General features: G+C 41.5%; 14 protein-coding genes. 5 read left to right on the top strand and 9 right to left on the bottom strand.

Annotated elements, in window-relative coordinates; all coding sequences use genetic code 11:
- Positions 1-10: 10 nt before the first annotated feature.
- The 6 genes from NL930_RS12990 to purB form a co-directional block, all read right to left on the bottom strand.
- Positions 11-691, bottom strand: coding sequence for an anaerobic ribonucleoside-triphosphate reductase activating protein (locus NL930_RS12990; RefSeq protein ID WP_254376982.1), 681 nt, complete (start codon positions 689-691; stop codon positions 11-13).
- On the bottom strand, positions 678-842 hold the full coding sequence (gene nrdD, locus NL930_RS12985; protein ID WP_039671818.1) for an anaerobic ribonucleoside-triphosphate reductase: 165 nt from the start codon (positions 840-842) through the stop codon (positions 678-680). Before nrdD ends, NL930_RS12990 begins: the two co-directional genes overlap by 14 nt.
- The gene (locus tag NL930_RS12980) at positions 839-2,953 is read right to left on the bottom strand and encodes a ribonucleoside triphosphate reductase (RefSeq protein ID WP_254376936.1); all 2,115 of its coding nucleotides are present in this window, start codon (positions 2,951-2,953) and stop codon (positions 839-841) included. The genes nrdD and NL930_RS12980 overlap by 4 nt, the downstream gene beginning before the upstream one ends.
- Positions 2,954-3,166: 213 nt before the next feature.
- Entirely contained in the window at positions 3,167-3,865 is a 699-nt protein-coding gene (locus tag NL930_RS12975; protein WP_039671820.1) for an aspartate/glutamate racemase family protein, read from the bottom strand.
- A 71-nt stretch (positions 3,866-3,936) separates the two neighbouring features.
- On the bottom strand, positions 3,937-6,303 hold the full coding sequence (locus tag NL930_RS12970; protein ID WP_039671821.1) for a ribonucleoside-diphosphate reductase subunit alpha: 2,367 nt from the start codon (positions 6,301-6,303) through the stop codon (positions 3,937-3,939).
- Positions 6,303-7,631 carry an adenylosuccinate lyase gene (gene purB, locus NL930_RS12965; protein WP_254376935.1) on the bottom strand — a complete coding sequence of 443 codons (1,329 nt, stop codon included), beginning with the start codon at positions 7,629-7,631 and terminating at the stop codon, positions 6,303-6,305. Before purB ends, NL930_RS12970 begins: the two co-directional genes overlap by 1 nt.
- 116 nt (positions 7,632-7,747) lie before the next feature.
- On the opposite strand from purB, the gene NL930_RS12960 reads away from it, so the two are divergent.
- Both NL930_RS12960 and NL930_RS12955 read left to right on the top strand, forming a co-directional pair.
- Positions 7,748-8,668, top strand: a complete 921-nt coding sequence (locus NL930_RS12960) for an RluA family pseudouridine synthase (protein WP_039671823.1) — start codon at positions 7,748-7,750, stop codon at positions 8,666-8,668.
- Positions 8,665-9,279, top strand: coding sequence for a fumarylacetoacetate hydrolase family protein (locus NL930_RS12955; RefSeq protein WP_254376934.1), 615 nt, complete (start codon positions 8,665-8,667; stop codon positions 9,277-9,279). Before NL930_RS12960 ends, NL930_RS12955 begins: the two co-directional genes overlap by 4 nt.
- A 100-nt stretch (positions 9,280-9,379) precedes the next feature.
- Here NL930_RS12955 and rlmN read toward each other — a convergent pair whose 3' ends face one another.
- Genes rlmN through hisF form a run of 3 tightly spaced genes read right to left on the bottom strand, consistent with a single transcriptional unit; the run spans position 9,380 to position 11,766 of the window.
- Complete coding sequence (rlmN, locus tag NL930_RS12950; RefSeq protein ID WP_039671825.1) at positions 9,380-10,453, bottom strand: 23S rRNA (adenine(2503)-C(2))-methyltransferase RlmN; 1,074 nt, start codon at positions 10,451-10,453, stop codon at positions 9,380-9,382.
- 6 nt (positions 10,454-10,459) lie between these two features.
- Positions 10,460-11,011 (bottom strand): purine-nucleoside phosphorylase, encoded by a 552-nt coding sequence (locus NL930_RS12945; protein WP_254376933.1) that lies wholly within the window; start codon positions 11,009-11,011, stop codon positions 10,460-10,462.
- Positions 11,008-11,766: an imidazole glycerol phosphate synthase subunit HisF gene (gene hisF, locus NL930_RS12940; protein ID WP_254376932.1), complete on the bottom strand. Its 759-nt coding sequence runs from the start codon at positions 11,764-11,766 to the stop codon at positions 11,008-11,010. The genes NL930_RS12945 and hisF overlap by 4 nt, the downstream gene beginning before the upstream one ends.
- A 149-nt stretch (positions 11,767-11,915) precedes the next feature.
- Between hisF and rsmA the strand changes: the two genes are divergently transcribed.
- The 3 genes from rsmA to NL930_RS12925 are packed head-to-tail and all read left to right on the top strand — an operon-like array spanning position 11,916 to position 15,704.
- The gene (gene rsmA, locus NL930_RS12935) at positions 11,916-12,758 is read left to right on the top strand and encodes a 16S rRNA (adenine(1518)-N(6)/adenine(1519)-N(6))-dimethyltransferase RsmA (protein ID WP_254376931.1); all 843 of its coding nucleotides are present in this window, start codon (positions 11,916-11,918) and stop codon (positions 12,756-12,758) included.
- A complete protein-coding gene (locus NL930_RS12930; RefSeq protein WP_373027910.1) occupies positions 12,727-14,730 on the top strand; it encodes a ribonuclease J in 2,004 nt (667 codons plus the stop codon). Before rsmA ends, NL930_RS12930 begins: the two co-directional genes overlap by 32 nt.
- Before the next feature lie 8 nt (positions 14,731-14,738).
- Entirely contained in the window at positions 14,739-15,704 is a 966-nt protein-coding gene (locus NL930_RS12925; protein ID WP_254376929.1) for an SIS domain-containing protein, read from the top strand.
- Positions 15,705-15,711: the final 7 nt, after the last annotated feature.

Below are 15,711 nucleotides of genomic sequence, written 5' to 3'. Positions count from 1 at the left end.
TTCGATCGACTTAGTTTCGAAAGCTAATCGGAAGTAAGTTTGAGAGCTTTGTACGGTCGAAAGCGTTTTGAGGCGGCATCGTATTTCCCATCGTCTCTTCGACATGTAAGTAGCGTTGTAGGTAATACGTACCGCGGTAACCTTTGACATGTAAGTCTTGAATCACGGTATTAATATCTTCGACGCTTAAAAGATCGTTGTGCAGCGTCGTTCTGACTTCAAAAGGCATTTCGGAGCGTATCAAAAGCTCTAAACTGTGTTCAAAGCGTTTGACATGTCGATAATGAACGAGTGCTTCGTATTTTTCTAACGGTGCTTTGTAATCGAGTGCAACGTAGTCGATCATTTCGTTTTCGATCAATCGCTCCAATAACGTCGGGTTGGAACCGTTGGTGTCGATTTTGATTTGAAAACCTAGTCGTTTGATTTCACATGTCAAGGCCTCAAGGTGCGGGTAAAGCGTGCATTCGCCTCCGCTTAAGACAACACCGTCCAGTCTGTTTTGTCGGGATTGCAAGAAATTCAGTGCTTCTTCGAGGCTAACGAGACCCTCTCCCCGCACGATTTGCGGATTGTAGCAGTAAGGGCATGCCATATTGCATTTGGCAAACCAAAAAATCGACGCTAGATGATTGGGAAAATCCAGCGTCGTAAATTTCGTGATACTGTGGATTGCCTTATCGGCAAGCACATTTTTCAACAAATTGGACACGCTCTTTGTGTTCGCCTAATTTACCTACGTTAAAACTCTCTACCGGCCTGTGATACCCCATAACGCGCGTATAAACGATACATTTTGTTCGTTTTTCCTGCAATTTCTCTAAAATTTCCGTTTTACTCATGACGCTGCTTCACCCTCCTCTTTGTGGTATTGTGCTAATAATTCTTCGTCGCATTTCGGACAAAACTCATGCTCCCCGCTGATATAACCGTGTTTTTCGCAAACCGAAAAGACCGGTGTAATCGTCAAATACGGCATACGATAATTGGTAATAATGTTTTTAACCAATTTCTTGCATGCTTCGCTAGAGCTAATGCGCTCTTTCATGTAAAGGTGCAAAACCGTACCGCCGGTGTAAGAACACTGCAAATCGTCTTGCATATCGAGTGCTTCAAACGGGTCGTCGGTAAAATTGGCAGGCAATTGAGAAGAGTTCGTATAATAAACGTTCTTTCCCGACCCTGCTTGAATAATATCGGCAAATCTCTTTTTATCTTCTTTCGCAAAGCGGTACGTCGTTCCCTCTGCCGGTGTGGCCTCAAGGTTGTAAAGATTGCCGGTTTCTTCTTGATACTGAACCATTTTTACGCGCATAAACTCTAAAATTTCATGAGCAAATTTCATTCCGAATTCATCGGTTATGTTATGCTTGTCGCCCGTAAAGTTACGAATCATCTCATTGATGCCGTTTACGCCGATGGTCGAAAAATGGCTGTTAAATCCCGGTAAATAGCGTGCCGTATACGGATAGAGTCCACGATTGTACATCTCTTGGACAAAAACTCGTTTTTTCTCCAACGTTGATTTGGCTAAATCCATCAGGTATTCGAAGCGTTCCATTAAGGTCTCTTTATCGCCTTTATAGAGATACCCCAAACGTGCCATATTTAACGTAACGACACCGATGCTTCCCGTCATTTCGGCACTTCCGAAAAGCCCTCCGCCTCGTTTTAAAAGCTCTCTTAAATCCAATTGGAGTCTGCAACACATGGAACGTACATGTCCGGGTTTATACGCTTTAGGATTTTCGACGAGCTTTCCATTTTCGTCTCGCACGTATTGACTTCCGATAAAATTTTGGAAGTAAGAAGAGCCTATTTTAGCCGTATTTTCAAAAAGTAAATCGGTATTTTCTCCATCCCAGTCGAAATCTTCGGTAATGTTAACGGTCGGAATCGGAAACGTAAACGGTTGACCCGTTTTATCACCTTCCGTCATAACTTCGTAGTAAGCCTTGTTAATAAGATTCATTTCCGCTTGAAAGTGTTTATATGTCATTGCTTCCAAAGAGTTTACGCCTCTTTTTTTTGCTTCACTTAAAAGTTCGGCGTCGTTAATGCCTTTAAACAGATGCGTTTGGCTTGACGTCGGAATTTGATCCGCTAAATCTTTCGGCACGGTCCAATCGATTGTAATATTCGTAAAGGGACTTTGTCCCCAACGCGCCGGAACGTTTAGGTTATAAATAAAACTACGAATCGCTTTTTTAATCTCTTTGAACGAAATTTTATCTTTAAACGCATACGGTGCTAAATACGTATCAAACGAGCTAAACGCCTGTGCACCGGCCCATTCGCTTTGAAGGATTCCCAAAAAGTTTGCCATTTGCCCTAAGGCTTCACGGAAATGTTGGGGAGGACGACTCTCTACGCGTCCACGTACGCCGTTAAAGCCCTCATCCAAAAGAACGCGCAAACTCCAACCCGCACAATACGCAGTCAAACAATCAAGATCGTGAATGTGATAGTCGCCGTTTCGGTGTGCCAATCCCTCTTCTTTGGAATATATCTTATCGAGCCAGTAATTGGCGATAACTTTACCCGCGGTATTATTGACGAGTCCGGCGTTAGAATATCCCGTATTGGAATTGGCTTTGATCCTCCAGTCGCTTTTACCGATGTACTCTTCAATCGTTTGGCTCGAATTGACGTACGTCGTATCTTCGCTGAGTCCGTAGATGTGCTCTCGTTGCATTTTATGCGTATGGCGGTAAAGCATAAAAGAGCGCATGACGTCAAAGTAACGTGCCTTATAGAGTTCTTGCTCTATCATGTCTTGAAAGTCTTCAACCGCTGCAACGCGTTTTTTCTCGATACGTTTGATAATTTCGTCGAAAATAGATTGATCGTAGGTAACCCCTTCGCTTTTAAATGCTTTTTTGATGGCATCTTCAATCTTAAAAGGGAGGAACTCTTCGGTTGTGCCGTCACGTTTGAGTACTTTGGTTAGCATGGTTGTCCTAAGTAGAATAAAGTATGAAAAATTATAGTAAGTATAAAATTTAAAAAAACTTAATAATTAACCTGCGACAAATATGTCACACTCTAAAAAATGAGTTTTTATGCCATTGTTTCTTAATAAGATAAAAGTCCTTTATATAAGCTCTTAAAAGGACTTTTTCCTATTTTATATTAAAAAAATAAATTAATATAATTTATTTATATTTCAAGATTTCAAAGCGTATTCTAACGCTTCGTCGACATGGATAGTCGTCGTATTAAAAAGCGGTAGCGTCGAGTCTTTTTGATGAAGGAGTAGACCGATTTCCGTACATCCTAAGATGACCGCATCTAAATCGGTATGTTCTTTTTGATAGTTTTGAATCAGGGTTACAAAAAAGTTCAAAGAGGGTGTTTCAATTTTGCCGACACATAATTCGGAGAAAATAATCTGATTGATCGTTTGAATTTCCTCTTCATTCGGTATCAGTACGTCAATACCGTGGAAATGTAAAATATCTTTGTAAAAGCTTTCTTGCATCGTGAATTTGGTTCCGAATAAAAGTGCTTTTTTGACGCGGTTTTTTTTCAGCGTATTGGCCGTCGCTTCCGCGATATGTAAAAAAGGCGTTTTAAGATACGGTGTGATAAACGGTGCCATTTTATGCATGGTATTGGTGCAGAGTAAAATGACGTCGGCACCGGCATGTTCTAATGAAAGAGCGGCTTGCGTCAACGTAATGCTCGCCTCATCCCAGCGTCCTTCGTTTTGCATACGAGCGATCGGGGCAAAATCCACGGAATGTAAAATAATTTGTGCGCTATGAAGCCCTCCCAAACGTTCTTTGACCCCTTCGTTTAGAAGTTTATAATACAACAGGGTCGATTCCCAACTCATACCGCCGATTAAACCGATGGTTTTCATGTTAAATCCTTTTAGTGCAAAATGCAACGTTGCGTAAAATACCTTTTCCTACGAACGTTGCGGTATCACGTCTATTGACATCCTTCACATTCAATACTGCGATCGGCAACTTCAATTTTACTCTCCGGCGATTGCGATCGGAGATAGTACGTTGATTTAATACCGAGTTTCCAGCCTAACATGTAAATATCGTTTAGGTATTTTCCGCTGGCTTTATCTAAGGTCATAAAGATATTGAGGCTTTGCCCTTGGTCGATCCATTTTTGGCGAATGGCACCCGCTTTGATGAGGACTTTTTGATCCAAATCGTATGCCGGCGTATAAAATCCCCATGTTTCCGGGCTGAGATTGGGTACGACGACCGGAATCATGCCCGATAGGTTTTCTTCAAACCATTTGCGCTTGTAAACGGGTTCGATCGTTTGCGTTGTTCCGACCAAAATAGAGATCGAGCTCGTCGGTGCAATGGCCATGAGGTAACCGTTACGCATACCGTTTTTCTTCACGCGCTCTCTCAGGCTTTCCCAATCGTACATGTAACCGAATAAGCCTCCGCGATCAACCAGCTTTTTTGCCTCTTCGTTTGCCGTGTCGATAGGGAAAATTCCCCTGCTCCATTTTGAGCCTTGAAATTCCGGATAAACCCCTTTTTCGATAGCCAGATTGGATGAGGCGAGAATGGCGTTATAGCTAATGGCTTCCATCACTTCGTCTATCTTGCTAAAATGATCGTAGCTTCCCCATGCGATATGTGCTTCGGCAAGCATTTGCGCTTCGCCCATAACTCCTAATCCTATGGCACGTGATTTCATATTCGTATGTTTCACTTTAGCGTGCGGGTAGAAATTGAGATCGATCACGTTATCGAGCATACGAATCGCAATGGGGATCGTTCGCTCGATATCTTCTTTCGTATGAATTTTGGAAAGATTGACGCTCGCCAAATTGCACACGGCGGTTTTACCTTCGACCATCTCTTTCTCAACGATAAAAATATCTTTTCCGTTGATTGAATCGAGTGCCGTAATTTTTTTTGCTTCTTTGCTAAGCCCGCTATCGACCGTTACTCTGTCGGTCTCTTCAAACGTATCGATGCTGCCGTCATTGTAAACGACTTTGATTTTATAATGGTTCGGTGCGGTGTTCTGAAAGATTTCTGTACAGAGATTGGAGCTACGAATAATGCCGACATGGTCGTTTGGATTGACTTTATTGGCGTTATCTTTGAAGCAAAGAAATGGACTTCCGCTCTCAAAATAGCTCGTTAAAATCTTTTTCCACAGCTCTTTCGCCGGAATATGTTCTTTTGAGATGGACTCATTTTGCTCGTAGGCTAGATAGCGACGTTCAAATTCTTCTCCGTAGACCTCGGAAAGATCGGATGTTTCCGCCGGATCGAAAAGCGTCCAAATAGCATTTGTTTCGACGCGTTTCATAAACAGATCATTAATCCACAAGGCGGGGAAAAGATCATGGGCACGACGACGCTCTTCTCCTGAGTTTTTCTTCAAATCCAAAAAGTCGGATACGTCCATATGCCACGGTTCGATATAAACGGCGATAGCACCTTTACGTGTACCGAGTTGATCGACGGCGATCGCGATATCGTTGGTGATTTTGAGGAACGGGATAATACCGCCTGCGGCATTTTTATGCCCGTCGATCATACCTCCCATCGAGCGAACCAAGTTCCAATCCCATCCGATTCCGCCGCCGAATTTACTTAGAAGCGACATCTCTTTGTAGGAATCGAAAATGCCTTCGATATTATCGGGTGTACTGCCGATATAACACGAGCTTAGCTGATGGCGTGTTGTTCGTGCATTGGAAAGCGTCGGCGTGGCCAACATAACTTCGAATTTGCTGATAACATCGTAGAATTTTTTTGCCCAATCCATCGAGTTGAGTTCATTTTGTGCCAAAAACATTGCGATTGCCATAAACATATGTTGCGGCAATTCGATCGGTTTTCCTTGTTTGTCCTTAATCAAGTAGCGATCGTGCAAAGTTTTGATTCCAAGGTAGGTAAATTGCAAATCGCGCTCGGGTTGAATGTACGCTTCCAATTCTTTAAGGTCGTATTTTTCCTTAAGTCCTAAGGCAATACGTCCCGCTTTTTCGCCTCGTTCGAGATATTCGCCGAAGTTACCGTATCCCGTAAAACCGTTGACTTTATGGTACAAGTCGTATAAAAAAAGACGTGCGGCGACATAGGTCCAGTTCGGTCGATCGATATCGATTTTATCGACTGCGGTTTTAATCAATGTTTTTTGAATTTCTTCGGTCGTAATTTGATCGCGAAATTGAATTTTTGCATCGACTTCCAGTTCGCTTTGTGACACATTCTCCAAGCCTTTGATAGCAGAACTTGTGTATTTTTGTATTTTTGAAATATCGAGCGGCTCGGTACGACCATTACGCTTTTGAACGGTTAGCATTATTTGAATACCCTTTGGAAGATTTTATCGACGTTTTTTGTATAGTAATCGTAATTAAAGCATTCTCTTATTTGCGCTTCGCTGAGGTTCGCTCTTAAATCTTCATCGCTAAGGAGATTTTGAAGATAGAGGCTCTCGCCTTTGGCGTTGAGAGCTGCTTTGCCCTGCTGTAAATCTTCCCAGACTTTCATAGCATTTCTTTGAACGATTTTATAAGCATCTTCACGGGAAACGCCGCATAAAGGTAATTCGAGCAAAATACGTTGTGAAAAGACCAGCCCACCCGTGAGGTTAAGGTTTTTCATCATATTTTCGGGATAAACGACTAATTTGGAAATGACGCTATTTAAACGGGTTAGCATAAAGTCGGCGGTAATGAAACCGTCCGGTAAGATAAAGCGTTCGACCGAGCTATGGCTAATGTCTCTTTCATGCCATAATGCAACGTTTTCCATAGCAGGGATGGCGTAAGAGCGAATCATTCGACAAAGTCCCGTAATGTTTTCGCTTAAAACGGGATTGCGTTTGTGCGGCATTGCCGAACTTCCTTTTTGCCCTTTTTCAAAGAACTCTTCGCATTCATAGACTTCGGTTCGTTGGTAATGTCGAATAGCAACGGCAATTTTTTCGCAACTGGAAGCCAAAAGCGCAAGTGCGTTCATCAGTGCGGCATAACGATCGCGTTGAATGACTTGATTGGAAACGGGAGCCGGTTTAAGTCCTAATTCTTCACATACGAGTTCTTCGAGTTCGATCGGTGAGTGTGCCATATTTCCCATCGCACCGCTTATTTGACCTACGGAAATTACTTCCATTACGTTTTCAAAATTTTTGAGACTTCGTTTAATTTCTTCGTACCAAATGGCAAGCACTAACCCGAAGGTAATCGGTTCACCGTGAATACCGTGACTGCGTCCGACCATCAAGGTCATTTTGTGTTCCATCGCTCTTTTTTTGAGCGATTCCATTAAAACTTTGACGTCTTCAATAATGACATGTAAGGAATCGCGCATCTGAAGCGCAACGGCCGTGTCAATACAATCGGAACTGGTCATACCGTAATGAACCCACCTACTCTCATCGCCTAAGCTATCCGCGACGCTCGTAAGAAAAGCGATAACGTCGTGTCGGGTAACTTTCTCGATTTCATCGATACGGTCAATATCAAATTTTGCATTTGTTAAGATTTTTTCACAATCGTCGTTCGGAATAAGCCCGAGTTTGTTCCACGCTTTGGTCGCCGCCTTTTCCACTTTAAGCCAAGCGTTGTATTTGGCCTCGATCGTCCAATGCTTTTTCATCTCTTCTCTAGCGTAGCGCTCTACCATCTTCTTCCTTCTTCGTTTATGATTTTTCTATGATAAAATACGATGAAATTATCTAAAATGGATTCTATTTTTGAAGATAAAATTCTAACAAAATAGGACTAAAAAAGGGTTGAAACTTGTCTTATACGACTAAGAAATTTACGGTAGAAACACCCGTTCTTGCATTTCGTTTTTTAATGGATACTTTTGGTATAACGATGAGTGAGGCACAAAAAACGATTGATCGAAAGCGTGTGTACGTGAACGATGAGCTATTGACGCGAAAATCGGCTCGCATTTTTGGAGAAATTGCCGTAGTCGTTTTTGAAGGAACGTCTAAAGGGCTTATCCCTGTTTTTGAAACGGAAGATTTTGCGGTTTACGATAAACCCAGTGGCGTCATGATCCATCCTCGAAAACGCTCAGATGGTTACACCCTCAACGATGAAATTAAATCGCGTTACGGCAAGGATGCTAATGCCGCGCATCGTATCGATAAAAGTACAAGCGGACTTGTCTTGATAGGAAAAAATAAAAAAGCGGAAATTGAGTTAAAAGCTATCTTTGCCGCACGTAAAGTGCATAAACGATATTTTGCTTTGGTTCGCGGAAAAATTTCCGATGAATTTTTGATTGATGCTAAACTCAAGCGTGATATTGTAACAAGTCAAATACGTTTGAAAGTACATGTCGATGAAACGGGGAAACCTTCTCAGACGCGCGTCATTCCCGTATGCTACTTTGAAGATAAACATGCAACGTTTATTGAGGCAATTCCTTATACAGGAAGGCAACATCAAATCAGAGCTCATTTGTTCCACGTGAAACATCCAATCGTCGGCGATCCGATTTACGGTATCGACGAAGTAGATGCAGAAAGATTTTTAGACGGTAGTATGTCGCATGAAGAACAAACGCGTAAAACCTTGAGTCCGCGATTGTTATTGCATGCACAATCTTTGGCATTTTGTTATAAAGGGATTGATTATGCAATAGAATCTACTTTTAATGCCAAAAGTGAATTTTACAATTTACTCCAAGAAAGGGTCAACGAATGAACACGATTCATTTTAACGGCGAAGATATTGTGCCAAGTAAAGTCGTCTGTGTCGGTCGTAATTATGTAGAGCATATTTATGAGCTTCATAACGAACTTCCAACGTCGATGGTTCTTTTTATGAAACCCAATTCGGCTATTGCGCATACGCTAACGGAACAATCGCAAACAACGTTACACTATGAGGGAGAAATTTCATTTCTCATCCGAAATAAAACAATTTGTGGAGTCGGTTTCGGTTTAGATTTAACTAACCGAACATTGCAGAGTGAGTTGAAAGCAAAAGGCTTACCGTGGGAACGTGCAAAGGCTTTTAACGGGGCTGCGGTTATGAGTACGTTTGTCGGTATTGAACCTTCAGATCTGCATAAAGTTGCGATGCAATTATGGATTAACGATGTGTTAGTTCAAGAAGGAAGCAGTGATTTGATGATTTATAAACCGTTTACTATCCTTGAAGAAATTGAGACTTTTTGCGCTTTGGAAGATAACGATATTGTTATGACCGGAACTCCAAAAGGTGTCGGGACTTTTCATTCAAACGATAAATTTATCGGAAAAATTTTTATCGGTTCAGAAGAAATCATATCGCAAGAGTGGATTGTGCAGTAAAGAGCAGCGAGAAGCTCTTTACTTTTTTCTAAATAGAACGTTAATCATTCCTCCTACACCTACGATGACGACAATGATTAAAAAACCTAATTGTACCATATCAAGCGATGTCATGTTTTTCCTTATCCTGTAATTGTCCGCAAGCCGCACTGATATCGATGCCTTTGGATTGACGAATCGTACACAATACCCCGTGATCAACGAGATATTGCTGAAAAGCTAACATGTCTTTTTCACTCGGACGATCAAAATCGCTTCCGTGATGCGGATTAAAATAGATCAAGTTAACTTTTGCTTTAATGCCGTGTAAGAGCTTGACCAGTTTTTTGGCATTGCTTTGATCATCGTTAATGCCCTTCATCACAAGATATTCAAACATCACGCGTTTGCGTGCATCGATAGGAAAAGCACGTACAGCATTCATGATAGATTCGATATTGTAAGCTTTATTGATCGGCATTAGCTTTTGGCGTAAAGTATCGTCGACGGCATGAAGCGAAATTGCCAATAAAATGCCCAAGTCAAGTTGCCCTAATTTTTCGATTTGTGAACTAAGTCCACTCGTTGAAATTGTTTGACGTCGCGTTGAAATAGAAAGACCGTCGATATCGCTGAAAATATGAACGGCTTTACTCACGTTAGTTAAATTGTCGAGCGGCTCGCCCATACCCATAAAAACGATGTTAACGCGTCTGTTTTCGGCAATAGCGTTATCGCGTTTAATCATTAAAACTTGTGATGTTATCTCTCCGGCAGAGAGGTTGCGTTTGAATCCGCTTTTACCGGTAAGGCAAAAAGTACAGCCGATTTTACAACCCACTTGTGACGAAATACAGATGGTATAGCGTGTATGATGCACGCGTTTGCCCTCTTCGTCGACTTGTTCTTGCTTCATGGGTAAAAGAACCGACTCAACCGTGTTTTTGTCTTTCAATTCAAAAAGGTACTTTTTACTACCATCTTTACTGACTTCGATTTTGACGATGCGTAAAGGATCAAGATAGTACGTTTTTTTTAACGCCAATTGAAGTTCTTTCGGTAGATTTTTCATTTCTTCAAAAGACGTAACGTATTTTTGATACAGCCATTGATAAATTTGTTTTGCTCGAAAAGCAGGTTTTATCGCGTTTGACAACTCTTCTTTTGACAAATCCAGTATATTTATTTGTTCCATATGCCCTCAAATTTTCATATTTTTTTCTACATGTAAGGTAATTAACTCTTTGGCTTTCGCTTGATTGGAGACAAAATCACGATGGGCATTTTCATTGCAATAGTTGGTAACGACAAACAAGCCAAGGCATGGAAGATCAAAGGTATTGGCTACTTGTATAACGGAGAAGAATTCCATATTTTCTAAAGCAATATTTTTCTCATTGAAAGAGTGCGATACCTGAAAATCCGTTGTAATATAATTGCTAGAATTGACGGTTTCAAAAGGGTAATTTGTTCCACGTGAAACATTATAATGATGTTTTGCATGAATGGTATTTTGAATCGGCGTATAACTTTGATTTTGGAGCAAACTAAGTTCTACATTGGCGGCACTATAGCTCAAAACAAGATCGAACGGCTTATATCGTCCATAACTGCCAGCCGTTCCTACAAAAAATACAAAAGAAGGTTTTTGCTCTAGAATGTATCGGGTAAGCTGTATAGCACTTTGTATAAGCCCGACACCAATGGGTTGAGCAAAATCAAAATGTTCATTGTTGCCGGCACAAAGTATCATAAGCGAACCGCTATTCCCTGACGTTTAAGGTAGTGTTTGAGTGACATGATCTCGATTTCTTTAAAGTGAAAAATAGAAGCGGCTAACGCCGCATCGGCACCGCTTGTAAAAGCATCTTTAATATGTTCCATCGTCCCTGCTCCACCGCTTGCGATGACAGGAATATCAAGCAGAGAGCTGATTTGTGAGGTAATGGAAAGATCATAACCGTTTTTTGCACCGTCACAATCCATAGATGTTAAAAGAATTTCACCGGCACCTCTATCCGCTGCTTCTTTTGCCCAATTTATAGCATCAATGCCCGTATCGATACGTCCGCCGTTAATAAAAACGTTCCATCTATCGTTCGTGCGTTTGACGTCGATAGCGACGACAATACATTGAGAACCGAAACGTTTGGACGATTCGTCGATGAAATGAGGGTTTGCAATGGCTGGAGAATTGATGCTGACTTTATCGCATCCTACATTGAGAAGGCGGTAAATATCTTCTAAAGTACGAATCCCTCCGCCAACCGTCAGCGGAATAAAAACTTCACGTGCAACTTTTTCGACAATTTCGACGATGGTTCCTCGACCTTCATGACTTGCCGTAATATCTAAAAAAGCAATTTCATCTGCACCCTCTTCGTTGTAACGTTTGGCAATTTCAACGGGATCGCCGGCATCTTTTAAGCCGACAAAATTAACGCCTTTAACGACACGACCGTTTTTAACGTCAAGGCATGGGATAATACGTTTGGCAAAGTAGTCCATAAAAGTCTCTTTAGAAGGGAAATGTTGAGTGTTTATGATAGCAAAAGTATTAAAAAAAACTTCTGAAAAACCTGCTTCTTTTGCCTCCTAACAATTTTGTAAGTAAAAATTGAGTAAAATCAATAAAATTTTAAAAAGAGTGAGTCAAATTGATAGAGGCAAAGAAAAAATTTGGCCAAAATTTTTTAAAAGATAGAAATATTCTATACAAAATCATCCAAGCGATGCCCCACAATGAATTTAAACTTATTGAAATAGGACCTGGCTTAGGTGATTTGACGCAAGAACTACTTAAGGTAAAGCCCTTAGTAGCATATGAGGTCGATGAAGACTTGTGCGTTTATTTGAGAGAGAAGTTCTCAAAAGAGATAGAAGAGGGAAGCTTAACATTGGTGCATACCGATGTGCTTGATCAGTTTAATAACGGTTCGCTGCAAAACGAGCCTTATGATTTAGTAGCGAATTTACCCTATTACATTGCGACGACGATTATTTTGAAAGCTCTAGAAGATCCTTACTGTCGATCAATGACGGTAATGGTGCAAAAGGAAGTCGCAGAGAAGTTTGCGGCCGTACCGAAAACGAAAGAGTTTAGCTCTTTGGCTATTCTAGCGCAAAGTATCGCAACCGCAACACTGCTTTTTGACGTAGCTCCGACATCGTTTGAGCCGCAACCGAAAGTGACATCTTCTATTCTGAGAATCGACAAAAAACAAGAATTTATACAGGATAAATTTCTTGGAATATTTGAAGACGAAAAGACTCTGCAAAAATTTAAAAAGTATTTGCGATGCTCTTTTCAAAGTCCGCGTAAGACGTGGTTAAAAAATATTTCGAGTGAATATAATAGAGAATTTGTTGAAAAAGTGATGCAAATTCATGCTATTCCCGTAACGATTCGACCTCATGAACTCAGCGTCTCGTCTCATCATCTACTATTTAAACATTTAAGGTTGAATGATGCAAGAAAACGAGATTCCATCCACGAATAACGAGCAATCCAACGCGGCAACGCCGCCAAAACCCAATAAAAACAGACGACGACGTTCGAAACCGAAAGCGGCGCCAATGCACTCTGGGGAAGACCAAACGGCAGTCGAGCAAACCGACAACGGTACTGCACAGCCAAATGCCGGCGAAAACAAACCGAAAACCAATAACCGTAGACGCAATAAAGCGAAAACGCAAACGCCTTCGATCGACGGTAACGAACCGTGGCAGCGCGATATAAAAAAAGCGATTGATGCAAACCAAAAAATGCACAAAGAACGCTTGAATAAAGCCTCCGTCGTTGAGCAAAACTCCAAAGGAAAGATCAAAATCACTCCGTTGGGAGGCCTCGGCGAAATCGGTGGCAATATTTGTGTCTTTGAGACTGACACTTCGGCAATCGTGCTGGATGTCGGTATGAGTTTTCCAAGTGAAGATATGCACGGTGTAGATATTTTGGTCCCTGATTTCAGTTATTTGAGGCAAATTAAGAAAAAAATAGCTGGAATTATTATTTCACATGCGCACGAAGATCATATCGGAGCCATATCGTATCTTTTTAAAGAGATGCAGTTTCCGCTTTACGCAACGCCGTTGCCGTTGGGAATGATTTCAAACAAATTTGACGAACACGGTTTAAAAGCGTATAAGAAGTATTTTCGTCCGGTCGAAAAGCGTAAACTCTATAAAATCGGCGAATTCGAAATCGAATGGATCCATATTACGCACTCGATTATCGACGCTTCCGCATTGGCAATTACGACAGAAGCCGGAACGATTATTCATACGGGAGACTTTAAAATCGATCATACTCCGATTGACGGGTATGTAACCGATTTGAACCGTTTTGCGGCATACGGTGAAAAAGGCGTATTGTGTTTAATGAGCGATAGTACCAACTCTTATAAAGAAGGTATTACGCGTAGCGAAAGTACGGTCGGGAAAACGTTTGATTCTATCTTTGCAAAGTCCAAGGGACGGGTGATTATGTCTACCTTCTCATCGAATATCCATAGGGTTTATCAAGCAATTGATTACGGTTTAAAATACGGACGCAAAGTCTGTGTGATCGGAAGGTCGATGGAACGCAACCTCTTTACCGCGATTGATCTAGGGTATATTCAGTTGGATAAAAGTATTTTTATCGATCCGCATGAGGTAAATAAACATAACGACAAAGACGTTTTAATCGTTACGACGGGAAGCCAAGGCGAGACGATGAGTGCCTTGTATCGTATGGCGACGGATGAACATCGACATGTAAAGATTAAACCGACCGATCAAATTATTATCTCCGCTAAAGCGATTCCCGGTAACGAAGGCAGCGTCTCTAAGGTGTTAAACTTTTTATTAAAAAGCGGTGCAAACGTAGCATACCAAGATTTTAGCGAAATTCACGTGAGCGGACATGCTGCGCAAGAAGAGCAAAAATTGATTCTCCGCTTGGTCAAACCGAAGTTTTTCCTTCCGGTTCACGGCGAATACAATCATATTACCAAACACAAAGAAACGGCAATGCAATGCGGTATTCCGGAGCGTAATATCTATTTGATGAGTGACGGCGATCAAGTGGAATTGTGCGGCAAATATATGAAAAAAATCAAAACGATTAAAACGGGTAAGGTCTTTATCGATAACCAAGTCAATGAGCAAATTGCCGATGATGTCGTTATCGATCGACAAAAGTTAGCGGAAGCCGGACTCGTGATGCTCGTCATTCAAATCGATAAAAGCGAGCACAAACTGATTGCAAAGCCGAAAATTATCAGTTACGGACTTGTGCCGGATAAAGACGATAAAGCTTTCTCGATAGAGATGGAAGGTGTGATCGATCAATTTATTGCCAATGCCAAAAAAGAGCTACTGGAAAATGCGCGCGCCCTTGAAAACGAAGTACGACAAGTCGTTCGTAAACATATCTATCGCCAGATGAAAAAATACCCGACAATCGTTCCGACGATTTTCATGATGTAGGATCGCCGATGCAAGATTTTCAAGCGATAGCCAAAGAAGTATTAGAATTGGAAGCCAAAGAGCTTTTAAACACGGCCGCGCATATCGGGACAGAGATCAATGAAGCAACGTCTGCGATAGCGAAGATTAAAGGAAAGCTGATCGTAACGGGGGTTGGAAAAAGTGGATTGATCGGTGCAAAAATTGCCGCAACACTTGCGAGTACGGGAACGAGCAGTTTCTTTTTACATCCGACTGAAGCCATGCACGGAGATTTGGGTATGATCGGTAAAGAAGATGCCGTGTTAGCCATCAGTTATAGCGGTGAGAGTGAAGAATTGATTAAAATTTTGCCGCATATCAAACGTTTCGAAATTCCCCTGATCGGTATGGCGCGCTCAAAAGAGTCGTCATTGGGACGTTACAGCGATATTTTTATTCCTTTACACATCGAAAAAGAGGCATGCCCTCTCGATGCCGCTCCTACATGTTCGACAACGCTGACGTTAGCGCTAGGAGATGCGTTAGCCGTTTGCCTTATGAAGCAGAAAAATTTTAAAAAAGAGGATTTTGCGTCGTTCCATCCGGGTGGAAGTCTCGGCAAACGTTTGTTTGTCAAAGTAAAAGATTTGATGCTCACGAGTGAGTTACCCGTTATTTCTGAAAAAACAAAATTGAAAGAGGCGATTATTGCTATGAGCGAAGGGCGTCTAGGCAATGTCCTGATTACGGATTGCGACCATACGTTGTTAGCCGTTTTAAGCGACGGTGATTTACGACGTGCGTTAATGCGAGACGATTTTCGCATGGATGCGTATGCGTACGAATATGCGACGAAGCAACCCAAAACGATCGACGACGCGACGATCCTTGCAAGCGATGCGCTAGCATTGATCGAAAAATATAAAATACAATTACTTGCGATTACCGATAAACAAGGTAAGCTAGAGGGCGTATTGCACATTCACCAATTGGTAGAAGCGGGGATAAAATGATAGAATT

Source organism: Sulfurospirillum sp. hDNRA2 (genome assembly GCF_024206095.2).
Lineage (GTDB): Bacteria > Campylobacterota > Campylobacteria > Campylobacterales > Sulfurospirillaceae > Sulfurospirillum.
This window is presented reverse-complemented; position numbering and strand designations above follow the sequence as displayed.